The organism is Rhodococcus ruber NBRC 15591, assembly GCF_001894945.1.
Classification (GTDB): domain Bacteria; phylum Actinomycetota; class Actinomycetes; order Mycobacteriales; family Mycobacteriaceae; genus Rhodococcus; species Rhodococcus ruber.
In genome coordinates this window covers 353382-365921 of sequence record NZ_BCXE01000001.1, presented here as the reverse complement: position 1 = coordinate 365921, position 12540 = coordinate 353382, and the positions used below count along the sequence as shown (strand labels likewise).

General features: G+C 71.1%; 14 protein-coding genes. 7 read left to right on the top strand and 7 right to left on the bottom strand.

The features are described from left to right. Window positions 1-37: 37 nt before the first annotated feature. Window positions 38-814 (bottom strand): alpha/beta fold hydrolase, encoded by a 777-nt coding sequence (locus RR3_RS01690; protein WP_072786288.1) that lies wholly within the window; start codon window positions 812-814, stop codon window positions 38-40. A 78-nt stretch (window positions 815-892) separates the two neighbouring features. Here RR3_RS01690 and RR3_RS01685 point away from each other — a divergent pair, with 78 nt between their 5' ends. From RR3_RS01685 to RR3_RS01675, 3 genes are read left to right on the top strand one after another with little or no spacing between them, the layout of a single operon-like run. After that, window positions 893-1219 (top strand): hypothetical protein, encoded by a 327-nt coding sequence (locus tag RR3_RS01685; protein ID WP_234420172.1) that lies wholly within the window; start codon window positions 893-895, stop codon window positions 1217-1219. Between the two features lie 9 nt (window positions 1220-1228). After that, the gene (locus tag RR3_RS01680; RefSeq protein ID WP_010592340.1) at window positions 1229-2704 is read left to right on the top strand and encodes a sensor histidine kinase; all 1476 of its coding nucleotides are present in this window, start codon (window positions 1229-1231) and stop codon (window positions 2702-2704) included. Beyond that, on the top strand, window positions 2701-3366 hold the full coding sequence (locus tag RR3_RS01675; protein ID WP_017680492.1) for a response regulator transcription factor: 666 nt from the start codon (window positions 2701-2703) through the stop codon (window positions 3364-3366). The genes RR3_RS01680 and RR3_RS01675 overlap by 4 nt, the downstream gene beginning before the upstream one ends. A gap of 57 nt (window positions 3367-3423) precedes the next feature. On the opposite strand, the gene RR3_RS01670 is transcribed toward RR3_RS01675, so the two are convergent. Further along, entirely contained in the window at window positions 3424-3786 is a 363-nt protein-coding gene (locus tag RR3_RS01670; protein WP_040275664.1) for a hypothetical protein, read from the bottom strand. A gap of 203 nt (window positions 3787-3989) precedes the next feature. Between RR3_RS01670 and RR3_RS01665 the strand changes: the two genes are divergently transcribed. Beyond that, complete coding sequence (locus tag RR3_RS01665) at window positions 3990-4346, top strand: excalibur calcium-binding domain-containing protein (protein WP_010592342.1); 357 nt, start codon at window positions 3990-3992, stop codon at window positions 4344-4346. An 88-nt stretch (window positions 4347-4434) separates the two neighbouring features. Here the strand turns inward: RR3_RS01665 and RR3_RS01660 are convergent, their stop codons facing one another. From RR3_RS01660 to RR3_RS01645, 4 genes are all read right to left on the bottom strand, one after another. After that, window positions 4435-5151 carry a maleylpyruvate isomerase family mycothiol-dependent enzyme gene (locus RR3_RS01660; RefSeq protein WP_010592343.1) on the bottom strand — a complete coding sequence of 239 codons (717 nt, stop codon included), beginning with the start codon at window positions 5149-5151 and terminating at the stop codon, window positions 4435-4437. Window positions 5152-5161: 10 nt separating this feature from the next. Beyond that, the gene (locus RR3_RS01655) at window positions 5162-5983 is read right to left on the bottom strand and encodes a fumarylacetoacetate hydrolase family protein (protein WP_064065905.1); all 822 of its coding nucleotides are present in this window, start codon (window positions 5981-5983) and stop codon (window positions 5162-5164) included. Between the two features lie 6 nt (window positions 5984-5989). Next, window positions 5990-7060 carry a cupin domain-containing protein gene (locus tag RR3_RS01650; RefSeq protein WP_010592345.1) on the bottom strand — a complete coding sequence of 357 codons (1071 nt, stop codon included), beginning with the start codon at window positions 7058-7060 and terminating at the stop codon, window positions 5990-5992. A gap of 124 nt (window positions 7061-7184) precedes the next feature. Next, window positions 7185-8027, bottom strand: coding sequence for an IclR family transcriptional regulator (locus RR3_RS01645; RefSeq protein WP_010592346.1), 843 nt, complete (start codon window positions 8025-8027; stop codon window positions 7185-7187). Between the two features lie 48 nt (window positions 8028-8075). On the opposite strand from RR3_RS01645, the gene RR3_RS01640 reads away from it, so the two are divergent. From RR3_RS01640 to lhgD, 3 genes are all read left to right on the top strand, one after another. Then, window positions 8076-9326, top strand: a complete 1251-nt coding sequence (locus RR3_RS01640) for an MFS transporter (protein ID WP_010592347.1) — start codon at window positions 8076-8078, stop codon at window positions 9324-9326. 37 nt (window positions 9327-9363) lie between these two features. Further along, on the top strand, window positions 9364-10560 hold the full coding sequence (locus RR3_RS01635) for an FAD-dependent monooxygenase (RefSeq protein WP_010592348.1): 1197 nt from the start codon (window positions 9364-9366) through the stop codon (window positions 10558-10560). Between the two features lie 109 nt (window positions 10561-10669). After that, on the top strand, window positions 10670-11875 hold the full coding sequence (lhgD, locus tag RR3_RS01630) for an L-2-hydroxyglutarate dehydrogenase (protein WP_010592349.1): 1206 nt from the start codon (window positions 10670-10672) through the stop codon (window positions 11873-11875). 10 nt (window positions 11876-11885) lie between these two features. Here the strand turns inward: lhgD and RR3_RS01625 are convergent, their stop codons facing one another. Continuing rightward, entirely contained in the window at window positions 11886-12533 is a 648-nt protein-coding gene (locus RR3_RS01625) for a dihydrofolate reductase family protein (RefSeq protein WP_010592350.1), read from the bottom strand. Between the last annotated feature and the right edge of the window lie 7 nt (window positions 12534-12540).

The following is a 12540-nucleotide window of genomic DNA, read 5'->3' as shown; positions in this document are numbered from 1 at the left end:
ACTGGGGGCCGCGCGGCTGTGTTCTGCCGGCGCTCTGCTACGGCAACGTGCGGACCCAGTCGACGATCGCGCTCGCGACCTCGTGCGGAACCTCCGGGATCAGGGCATGTCCCGCACCGGGAACCAGCACGACGGTGACCCGGTCGGCGCCGAACTCGTCCGTGAGCTCCGCCCGCGTCGACGCCGGACGGAACACGTCGTCGCCGGCCTGCACGTCCAGCAGCGGCGACGGCGCGACCGGCCACCAGGATTCCTTGTCGGTGGCGGCCATCGCGCGGCGCTCCGCGACGATCGCCTCCGGCCACCAGCCGTCGAGCCAGACCGACGGGTCGTGCCCGTCCGCGAAGAACACCGCCCGCAGGTGCTCGAGCCGTTCGGAATCCGGCAGCGACAGGTCGGAGCACTTGGCGACGCGCTCGGTGAGCGAATCCGGAAATCGACGGGCACCCGCGGCGAGAATCGCGACCCCACGCACCAAATCGGGTCGATCCGCCGCGAGGACCCGCGCGACGTAGTGGCCGAAGGCGTGCCCGGCGAGGACGGCCGGGCCCGCACCCAGCCGCTCGATCACCTCGGCGACGTCGCGGGCGAGGTCGTGCAGGTCGAGGTCGTCGAGCGGACCGCGACTCGTGCCCACGCCGCGCGGCTGGGGCCGGATCGCACGGAACCCGGCCTCGGCAAGGTCCCGGGCGATCGGTGCGAACTCGTACGTGTCACGGCCGAGCGACGGCAGCAACACCACGGCCGGTCCGGTTCCGTCGACGAGCACTTCGAGGTCGACGTCGTCGAACGCGACCCTGCACACCTCGGTCATGGGATCCACCCCTTCCGGATGAGAATCTTCTCATCCCTCTCTCATTCGCGCGTCACGCCGCGGCCGCACCGTGGAGTCATGCGAACAGTGTGGACCGCCGCGATCGCCGTCGCCGCCGCCGTGGGCGTCGGTCTGCTCGCCTGGCTGACGTTGCGGCCGTCCCCGCCGTCGGAGCCGATGCCCCGCTCCCCCATCGTCGCGCCCGCCGTCGTCGCGCCGGCCCCCAGCCCCTCCGCGCCGGCCAAGCAGTCCCGCGGTTCTGCCCCCACCGTGCCCGGTGGGCTGGTCCCGCCCCCGCCCGCCGACGACCGGGACGACGACCATCGGGACGACGACCATCGGGACGACGATCAGGACGACCTCGACGACGACTGGGACGACGACCTCGACGATCGGGACGGGTAGGATCGCCACGTGAGTCCGGGCCGGTCGCTGCCGAGCATCCGGCGACCTCGATTCCGCAGCGCACGTACCCGCATCACCGGATGGGTCCTGCTGCTGGTGCTGTGCGCACTGGCCGTCGTCAGCGGCCTGACGTGGCTACTGATGATCCGCTCCATCGACCAGCGCATGCTCGACTCGCTGCGCACCGAGATCGCCGAGTTCACCGCGCTGACCGAATCGGGCGTGGACCCCGCCACCGGTGCGCCCTTCGCGAACGTCGCCGACGTACTCCGGGTGGTCATCACCTACAACCTCGCGCGCCCCAACGAGAAGTTCCTCGGCTACGTCGACGGGCAGTTCCGGTTCCAGAGCCGGGAGCAGGCACCGATCCGGCTCGCCGAGGACGCCGGATTCACCGCGGTCGCCGGATCGGTCACCGCGCCCCAGGAGGGCTCCTACGAGAGCGGTGCGGGCGAGGTCCTGTACCTCGCCGTGCCGGTCGGGCTCGACGGCGACCCCGCCCGCGGAGTCGTCGTCGCCGCGTACTTCGCCGACCAGGAACGCGAGAGCGCAGCGGACACCGCCCGGCTCATGGTGCTCGGCGGTGCCCTGACCGCCCTGGCCGCGGCCGGCGCCGCCTGGCTGCTCGCCGGGCGGATCCTCGCCCCGGTCCGCAACATCACGGCCACCGCCCAATCCATCACCGACACCGACCTGTCCGGCCGCATTCCGGAACCACCGGGTCCAGGGGACGAGATTTCCGCTCTGACAACGACTCTCAATGCGATGCTCGACCGGGTCGAAACCGGAGTCGCGGCACAGCGTCGCTTCCTCGACGACGCGGGTCACGAACTGCGCACGCCCATCACGATCGTGCGCGGACACCTCGAGGTCATGGATGCCCAGGACGCCGAGGACGTGCGCCAGACCGTCGCGCTGGTGGACGACGAGCTCGAACGCATGAACCGGATCGTGTCGGACCTGTTGCTGCTCGCGCGGGCGGAACAGCCGGCATTCGTCCGGCCGCACCGGGTCGACGTCGCGGAGTTGACGGCGGAGATCTTCGACAAGGCACGTCGTCTCGCCGACCGGGACTGGCGGCTCGAGACGTCGTCGCCGGTGTCCGTCGAACTGGACGCGCAACGCATCACGCAGGCCGTGCTCGCATTGGCGGACAACGCAAGTCATCACACCGAGCCGGGCGACCGCATCGGCCTCGGAACACAGTTCTCCGACCGCGAGCTCCGCTTCTGGGTGTCCGACACCGGCTCCGGAATCGACCCGGCAGATCAGGCCGTGATCTTCGATCGGTTCGCGCGGGGCGACTCGGGCAGCGTCCGCTCCGAGGGCGCCGGACTCGGCCTGTCCATCGTGCGTGCCATCGCCGTCGCGCACGGCGGCCGGGTCACCGTCGGCAGCGTGCCCGGCCAGGGCTCCACGTTCACCGTCACCGTTCCCGTCGAGCCCGTCGCCACCGGGCCGGACGCCGCAGGAGAGTACCCATGAGCAGGATCCTGATCGCCGAGGACGAGCAGCGCATCGCGTCCTTCATCGAGAAGGGCCTGCGCGCCAACGGATTCAGCACCGAGGTCGTCGCCGACGGGGTCACGGCGTACGGGCGGGCACGCAGCGGCGACCACGACCTGATGGTGCTCGACATCGGGCTGCCGCAGATGGACGGCTTCGCGGTGCTGGCCCTGCTGCGACGCGACGGCTCGACCCTCCCCGTGATCGTGCTGACCGCCCGCGACAGCGTGCAGGACGTGGTGGCGGGCCTCGAGGGCGGCGCCGACGACTACATGCCGAAGCCGTTCAAGTTCGAGGAACTCGTGGCCCGGATCCGATTGCGGCTCAACCCCGATCGCGGCGCAGAAACGACGGTGCTGCGCAACGGGGACCTGAGCCTGGACCTGCGGACCCGCCAGGTCGGGGTCGACGGGCGCACGGTCGACCTCTCGGCCCGCGAGTTCGCTCTCGCGGAGGCGTTCCTGCGGCACCCGGGACAGGTGCTGAGCCGGGAACAGCTGCTCTCGCAGGTGTGGGGGTACGACTTCGACCCCGGCTCCAACGTGGTCGACGTCTACGTGCGGTACCTGCGGGCCAAGATCGGCGCCGGACGTATCGAGACGGTGCGCGGGATGGGCTATCGACTGCTCGCGCACCCCTGACCTGCCGGCGGCGCGGGAGGCGTCGGCACGCGGCCGCGCCCCCGCGCCGTCGATGACTCAGTCGTCGTCCCGGTCGTCGTCCCAATCGTCGTTGCCGTCGTCGTCTCGGTCGTCGTCCCGGTCGTTGCCGTCGTCGTCGAGGTCGTCACAGCGGTCGTCCCACGCCTCGAAGTGCTCCTCGACGTAGTCGGGGTACGCGTCGTCCCAGTCGTCGAACCACCCCTCGCAGGTGGTCACGTCGATCGCGGGCCACCCGTCCCCCGGCGGGACGACGACCGCGGCGGCACCGGGCTGGGGCGCCGACGTCGCCGGGACGCGAGGGGTGTCGTCGGAATCGTCTGCCGTCGCGACCCCCGCGGCACCGAGGGTCGCCGCCGCGGCGAGAGCGCCTACCGCGATCCACTTCCTGCCGAACTCCATGACCAACCTCCTGTCGGTGGTGCGCCCTGTTGCGCAACACCCACTCTCGATCCCGCGCGTGAAACCTCGGGGAGACCGGCATGAGGGAGTTCTCATGATCGAAAACCGGGGGGTGGGTGCTGTGCTGCGAGGCGCCGCACGGACAATCGATCGACCGCACGGATCCCCCGGTCCGTGCGTCGTCCCGAGAGAAAGAGACACGCATGAAGATTCGTCGACTCGTCGCCACCGCGGCCGGGTGCGCTGCCCTCGTCGTCGCCGCGCCGGCCACCGCGAACGCCTTCTCGCTCGCAGACCTGCTGCCCACCGGCTCCGCGGACTTCCTGTTTCCGCAGCCCGCGCCGCCGGCACCCGCCCCGGCACCCCAGGCCGCGCCGCCGGCTCCCGCCCCCGCCCCGGCGCCCCAGGCGGCCCCGGCCCCTGCGCCGAGCGCCGGCTACAAGAACTGCACGGAGGCGTGGAACGCGGGCGTGGCACCGCTGTACCGGGACGAGCCCGGCTATGCGCCGAAGCTGGACCGCGACGACGACGGCGTCGCGTGCGAGGTCGATCCCCGCTAGGACCGCCCTCCACGACAACGGGGGCCTGCGACCGTCGCCGGTCGCAGGCCCCCGTTGCAATGCGCGGTGGTCGGAGCCGGCGCGGTGGTCAGAGCCAGCGCGGCGGTTGTTCGTCGGCGCCGGCGGTGAGTCCGACGGCGCCGCGCCCGGCGGCCCAGCGCACGACGGCGGCGAGCGGGCCGCTCACCTTCGCGGTCGTGGCGGCATCGTCGCGGACCGCGATCGGGGCGCGCCCCTCCACCTCGAGCACGAGACCGGCCCCGAGGTCCTTCCTGCGCCACATGCCCACGACGTCGTCGAGCAGCGAGTCGAGGACGACGGGCGGGAAGTCGCCGAAGCGCGCGCCGTTGCCCAGGTCCACCGCGTGGATCCACACCTCGCGGGTGCGCATCCACGCGGTCTCCTCGGCCGGCACCATCCGGCCCTGTGCGGTGCGGACCTGTGCCTGCCACGCCGATTCCGGCAGGTGCCGCCACTTCTCGTCGAGCCGGGCCACGGTGTGGGCGAACAGGTTCCGCAGCGCCGCGGCGTTCAGGGTGGCGCCTTCGGCGATCTCCTGGGCGCGCTGCTCGGTGGAGGCGTACATGGGTGTCTCGACGCCCGTGGCCGCCCAGTCCATGAGCCGGCACAACGCCGCGGCGTTGTAGCCGACGTGCGCGACGAGGTGCTTGCGGGTCCATCCCTCGAGCGCGGTCGGGGTGTCCAGCTCGTCGTCGGTGAGTTCGGCGAGCCGCTGGGAGAAGTACGCGGTGCCGCGCCGGGCGATCAGCAGCCGCTCGGACAGGTCGAGATCGTTGAACCCCACAGGCATGCTCCTACTTGACGACGGTCTTGTTGCGCACCGTACCGAGGCCCTCGATGCTGACCTCGACCGTCTCCCCGTCGCCGATGTAGCGGGCGGGCTTGCGGGCGTGCCCCACCCCGCCGGTGGTGCCGGTGATGATGACGTCGCCGGGCTGCAGGGTGACGATGTGGGAGATGTAGTCCACCAGCTTGGCCGGGGTGAACACCAGGTCGTCGGTGGTGGCCGACTGCATGACCTCACCCTCGAGCCGGGTCTCGATGCGGCTGCCGAGGGTGTAGTCGGTGCTCAGGAACGGACCGAAGCCGCTGGTCTTCTCGAAGGTCTTGCCCTGGTCCCACTGCAGCGTGCGGTACTGGTAGTCGCGCATCGTGTAGTCGTTGATCACCGAGTAGCCGGCGATGTACTGCTCGGCGTCGGCCTCGGACACCTGGTACGCCTGCTTGCCGATCACGACGGCCAGCTCGGCCTCCCAGTCGAGCTGACCGGCGGCGTACTCGGGGACGATCACGTCGTCGTAGGGGCCGGTGAGGGCCTCCTTGAACTTCGAGAACAGCGTCGGATACTCGGGCAGGTCGCGGCCCATCTCCTTGATGTGGGTGGCGTAGTTCAGGCCGACGCAGACGATCTTGCCGGGGTTGGGCACGACCGGCGCGTAGTCGGCGTCCGTCAGGTCGACGGTGCGGCCGGCGGCCTGCTCGGCGACGGTCTTCCAGTTCGGGTCGGCCAGCAGTGCGGACAGGTCGGCGTAGCCGTCGACGACGGTGGCGGTGGTGTCGGAATCGACGCGCACGGCGGCGGTGGTGCCGTCGAGGCGGAGGGTGGCGAGTCGCATGTCGGGTCAGGCTCCTTCGGAGATGTAGGTGCGGTTGAAGTGCAGGCGTTCGACGATGGGGGCGTCGGAGAAGGCGAACAGGTCGACGCCGCCGTCGGTCTCGAGCGACCATTCCACCCAGGACGGCACGACGATCATGTCGCCCTTGGTGACGTCGTGGTCGGTGCCGCCGAGGTGGAACCGGCCTTCGCCCTCGAAGACCTGGAACACGGTCGAGCCGACGTCGCGCCGGGTGCGGGTGTGGGCGCCGGCCCGCAGCCGGTGGAACTCGGCGCGGATGGTGGGCATGACGTCGCCGCCGGTGGTCGGGTTGGTGTACCGGATCGCGGCATGGCCCGGTTCGGGGGTGGCGGCGTAGCCCTCGTCCTCGAGGGCGAGCTGCTCGTTCAGCGCGGCGTCGGTGTACTTCCAGCGGTAGCACGCGATCGGCGAGCTGGCCTTGGCGTCGAGACCGACCAGCGGGCGCAGGCCCGGGTGCACCCACAGCCGCTCGGACCGGGAGACGTCGGGGGTGGACTCGTCGGTCACCCCGTCCGATCCGAACTCGAAGAACCCGGTGTCGGTGTAGTTGACGAACGGGATGTCGAGGCCGTCGATCCACGCCATCGGGTGGTCGGTCTCGTTGTGGTGCCCGTGGAAGTTCCAGCCGGGGGTGAGCAGGAAGTCGCCGCGGCACATGGCCACCGGATCGCCGTTGACCACGGTCCACACGCCTTCACCCTCGACGACGAACCGGAAGGCGTTCTGCGAGTGCCGGTGCTCGGGCGCGGTCTCCTTGGGTCCGAGGTACTGGATCGCCGCCCACAGCGTGGGGGTGACGTAGGGGACGCCGCCGAGTCCGGGGTTGGCCAGGGCGATGGCACGCCGCTCACCACCGCGGCCCACAGGGACGAGGTCACCGGCCCGCTGAGCGAGCGGGTACAGGGTCGACCACTTCCACACGAACGGCACGGCCTTCGACGTCGGCACCATCGGCATCAGGTCGCCGAGCTGGGTCCACAGCGGGTTGAGGTGCTCGGCCTCGAAGTCCGTGTAGAGCTGCTGCAGCTCGGGATCGGTGTTCTCGGTTGCGGTCATGACCTCTCCTCGTGAAGCGGGACACCTGCGGCGTTGCTCTCAACGTAGGTCGCCCGGTCCCGCGCCGCCCATGCAATTCTGCTATACGGAATCCGAGGCCCGATCCGTGCCGCATCGCCCCGCGTCACTCGATGTGCGCTACCTCGACCTCGATCCCCCGGATCGCGGTCCGCATCCGGGAGACGAGAGAGCCGTCGAGGTGCTGGCGGTAGCGCGTGATCGGCACCGCCGCCGTGAGCGCCGCGATCGCCCGCCCGTGCCCGTTGCGGACGGCGACGCCGAACGCGGCGACCCCCTCCTCCGTCTGCTCGACGTTGACGGCGAACCCCACCTTGCGGGCCGCCTCGAGCTCGGTGAGGAACACCTCGAACTCGCCGGGGGCGAGCCGGCGGTCCACCCCGTAGCCCACCGTCGGGCGCGGATCGACGTGCGGCTCCTCGGGCGGTCGCAGGTAGAGCTGCTCCAGCGTCTGTCTCGGCAACTCCGCCAACAGGATTCGACCACCGGCGGTGAGCTCCGCGGGAAGCACCTGGCCCTGCCGGTCGCCGACCCGCAGCATCGACTCGGATTCCGCGGAGTAGAGGAACCGGGCCTGCGACCCCACCCGGACGACGAGGTTGATCGTCTCGCCGGTCAGGATCGCCAGCGCCTCCATGTGCGGCCTGCTGAGGTCGGCGAGCTCGCGCGTCCAGCCCTGCTGTGCGGGCCCCACCCCCATCGCCGGCCCGGGATGGTAGCGGCGCTTCTCGTCCTGCACGGCGAACCCGCGGTAGACCAGCATCGAGAGCAGACGGTGGGCCGTCGACGGCGCCGTCCCGAGTTCCTCCGCGGCGTCCTTGAGCCGCAGCGCGCCGACGTCGCGGAGCATCTGCAGCAGCCGCAGCGCGTTGTCCACCGACTCGAGCGCGTACGACGGCCGGGTGATGGTCTTGGACGCCCTCTTCGGCGCCGACGGTTTTTTCTGCACAACAGAACTTTATTGCAGCGGCGGAGTGGGGCGCATCACGGTAGAAGCATGCACAGTTCCCCCGACGCCGTCGCCACCGGCGACCGCACGATCGTCCTGCATCGCGGGACAGCGCTCGCCGTGATCGTCTGCTGGCTGTTCGTCGTCTTCGACGGCTACGACCTCATCGTCTACGGCAACGTCATCTCGAGCCTCCAGGACGAGTGGGGCATCAGCGCCGCGACCGCCGGCACCCTCGGCAGCCTCGCCTTCCTCGGCATGATGATCGGCGCGGTGCTCGCCGGGCGCCTGTCCGACGCGATCGGCCGCAAGCAGGCCGTCATCGGCTGCGTCGTGGTGCTGTCGGTGTTCACCACGCTCTGCGCCGTCGCCACCGGCCCCATCATGTTCGGGGCGATGCGGCTGATCGCCGGCCTGGGCCTCGGCGGCCTGGTCCCCACGTCGAACGCGCTGGCCGCCGAACTGGTCCCGCCGCGATGGCGTGCGGCCGTCGCGACGATGATGATGTCGGGCGTGCCGATCGGCGGGTCCGTCGCGGCCCTGCTCGGCATCCCCGTCATTCCCCACTGGGGCTGGCGCCCGATGTTCCTGTTCGCCCTCGTGCCCCTGTTCGTCCTGGTGCCGTTGGCGCTGAAGTACCTGCCCGACACGCATTCCAAGACGGACGCCCCCACCGGCGGCGGCTTCCGCGAGCTGCTCGGGTCGCGGTTCCGGACCATCAGCGTCATGTTCGCTCTCGTCACCGTGGTGACGCTGCTCGCCTGGTACGGCCTGGGCACCTGGCTGCCGAAGCTCATGCAGAACACCGGCACCGACCTCGGCAGCGCCCTGACCTTCGCGCTCGCGCTGAACCTCGGCGCGGTGGCCGGCTCGTTCATCACCGCGTGGGGCGGCGTGCGGTTCGGCACCGTGCCCACGAGCATCGTCGCCGCGTTCGTCGCCGGTGTCGCGCTGCTCGCCCTGCTGCTCTCCCCGCCCACCGCGATCGTGTACGCGATCTTCGTGCTCGCCGGCGTCGGCACCCACGGAACGCAGTGCCTGATCATCGCGGCGGTGGCCTCCTACTACCCCGACCACCTGCGCGGCACCGCGCTCGGCTGGGCTCTGGGTGTCGGCCGGATCGGCGCCGTCGCGGCCCCGCAGATCGGCGGCTGGCTGCTCGCCGCCGGGCTGGGCGCGAACTCCAACTTCATCCTCTTCGCCGTGAGCGCACTGATCGCCTCGCTGCTGCTGACCGTCGTGTGGAAGCGATTCCCCGTCAGCGACGACGCGCCGCGCGGCCCGATCCTCGCCCACTGATCCACCCCTCATCCCGATACCGATCACAAGGAGTGTCATGTCCGATCTGAAGGACGCCCGGGTTCTCGTCGCCGGCGGCGGCATCGGCGGCGTCGCCAACGCCCTCGCCCTCGCCCTCCGGGGTGCCGAGGTCACGCTGTTCGAGCGCGCGTCGGAATTCGGCGAGGTGGGCGCCGGACTGCAGATCGGCCCGCACGGCTCCCGCATCCTCCAGGCGCTCGGCGTCTACGACGAGGTCATCTCCAAGGGGGTCCTGCCGAAGAACCTCGTCTTCCGCGACGCCGTCACCGCCGAGATCCTCACCAAGGTCGACCTCGGCCACGACTACCAGCAGCACTACGGCGGGGTGTACTTCGTCGTGCACCGTTCCGATCTGCACTCGGTGCTCGTCGAGGCCGCCCGCCGGGCCGGCGCCGACCTGCGCACCGACGCCGCCGTGCACGACGTCGTCACCGAGGGCGACAAGGTCCGCGTCATCCTCGAGAGCGGCGAGGAGCACGTCGGCGACATCGCCCTCGGCATGGACGGCCTGCACTCGCGGCTGCGCCCGAAGCTGTCCGACGACAAGCCGGTCGGCTCCGGGTACGTCGCCTTCCGCGGCACGTTCCCGATGGACGAGGTCCCCCTCGAGGAGGAGATCGAGGACGTCGTCGGTTACATCGGCCCGCGCTGCCACTTCATCCAGTACCCGCTGCGCCAGGGCGAGATGCTCAACCAGGTGGCCGTCTTCCAGTCGCCCGCCTTCCTGCGCGGCGAGGAGAAGTGGGGCAGCCCCGAAGAACTCGCGCACGCCTACGACCACTGCCACGAGAGCGTGCAGACCGCGCTGAAGTACCTGTGGACCGACCGGTGGTGGCCGATGTTCGACCGCGACCCGATCGACAACTGGGTCGACGGCCGCATGATCCTGCTCGGCGATGCCGCCCATCCCCCGTTGCAGTACCTCGCCTCCGGCGCCGTGATGGCCCTCGAGGACGCCAAGTGCCTGGCCGACTACGCCGCCGAGGACTACCGGGGCGACAACGCCAACTGGCCGCAGATCCTGCGTGACGTCAACGCCGAACGCGCCCCGCGCTGCAACCGCATCCTCACCACCGGCCGCATGTGGGGCGACCTGTGGCACCTCGACGGCGCCGGCCGCGAGGCCCGCAACGAGCTGTTCCGCACCCGCGACACGTCGAGCTACAAGTACACCGACTGGCTCTGGGGCTACAGCTCCAACCGCCACCGCTGACTCCCACCGTCGCCGGTCCGATCGCCCGAATGCGCGGGCCGAATGTCACACCGGTTCGATTGAATCGAACCGGTGTGACATTCGGCCACGGGCTCGTAGGCTGGCGCGCATGGGGTCACTGCGGGCTGCCGTCGTGGGTGGGGGGATCATCGGGGCCGCCACCGCGCGCGAGCTGGCGACGCACGGCGCCGACGTCACGCTGTTCGAGAAGGAGCCCCGGCTCGCCGCGCACCAGACCGGTCACAACAGCGGCGTCGTGCACGCCGGGCTGTACTACCCGCCCGGCAGCCTCAAGGCGCGCCTGTGCCGGCGCGGGGTGCACCTGCTCGCCGAGTTCACCGCCGCCCGCGCCCTGCCGTACGACGAGTGCGGCAAGATCGTCGTCGCACTCGACGCGAGCGAGCTCGACCGGCTCGACGCCATCCACGAACGCGCCGTCGCCAACGGCGTGCCCGGGATCCGCCGCATCGGGCCGGAGGAGATCACCGACATCGAGCCGCACGCGCGCGGCATCGCCGCGCTGCACTCCCCGCACACCGCGATCGTCGACTACGTCGCGGTGACCACCGCCCTCGCCGACGACGTCACGGCGTCGGGCGGCACCGTCCGCCTGGCCACACCCGTCACGGCGATCCGCCCCCGCGGCGACGAGGTGCTCGTCGGCACCGGCACCGGCACGGACGGCTTCGACCTGGTGATCACGTGCGCGGGCCTGCAGTCGGACCGGCTCGCCCACGACGCCGGGGACCCCGCGACGCCCGCGATCGTGCCGTTCCTCGGCGACTACCACCTGCTGCGGCCCGACGTGGCCGGGCGGGTGCGCGGACTGATCTATCCGGTGCCCGATCCGCGGTACCCGTTCCTCGGGGTCCACCTGACCAAACGGATCGACGGGGCGATCATGCTGGGGCCCAACGCATTCCTGGCGCCGGGACGCGAAGCGTACGACGGCCGGTCGAGGTCGCTGCGGGACCTGCGCGACGCCGTGCTCTTCCCCGGCTTCCGCAGGTTCGCCGCACGCAACGTCCCGGCCGCGATGCGCGAGCTGCGCACGGCGGTCAGCATCCGGCGGTTCGTCGCCGAGGCCGCGAAGTACGTGCCCGGACTGACCGTCGCCGACGTGCTGCCGGGCCCGCGGGGGATCCGCGCGCAGGCAATGGACGCCGACGGCTCGCTCGTCGACGACTTCGTCATCACCGGGCACGGGCGGGTGGTGCACCTGCGCAATGCGCCCTCCCCCGGCGCGACGTCGTCGATGGCGATCGCCGAGTACCTCGTGGACGCGGCCCTCGAACGGGCGGGCCTGCGGACCTGACGCCCCGGTGTCACCGTCGCCAGAACAGGTGGTGGATCACGCCGCTCGGGCTGGGCACGACCTCGAGGTGGAACCGATCGAGCAGCTCGTCGGGCGACTCCCACAGGCGCACCCCGGCTCCGAGCTGCACCGCCGGTACGACCGCCACGTGCATGGTGTCGACGAGGTCCGCGTCGAGGAATTCCCGGATGGTGGTGGCCCCGCCCCCGAGCCGGACGTCCTTGCCCTGCGCCGCCTCCCGCGCCTGCGTGAGGACCGTGGCCGGGTCGCCGTCGACGAAGTGGAACGTCGTGTCGGACAGCGTGAACGACGGTCGCGGATGGTGGGTCAGCACGAACACCGGGGTGTGGAAGGGCGGTTCGCCGCCCCACCAGCCGCGCCAGTCGTGGTCCTGCCACGGCCCCCGTTGCGGACCGAACTTGTTCCGGCCCATGATCTCGGCACCGATGTTGCGGGCGAAGTCCCGCGTGAAGTAGTCGTCGAGGCCCCGGCTCCCGCCCGGATCGGTACGGTTGGGCCAGCTCGCGGTCGCGCCGGCCCACGCGAACATCGAACCGGGGTCCGCGTGCCCGAACGGCCGCTCGAGGCTCTGGCCTTCCCCGGCTCCGAAACCGTCCCCCGAGACGGCGAAGTTCTGAACCCTCACCAGCTGATCCACCGGGCAC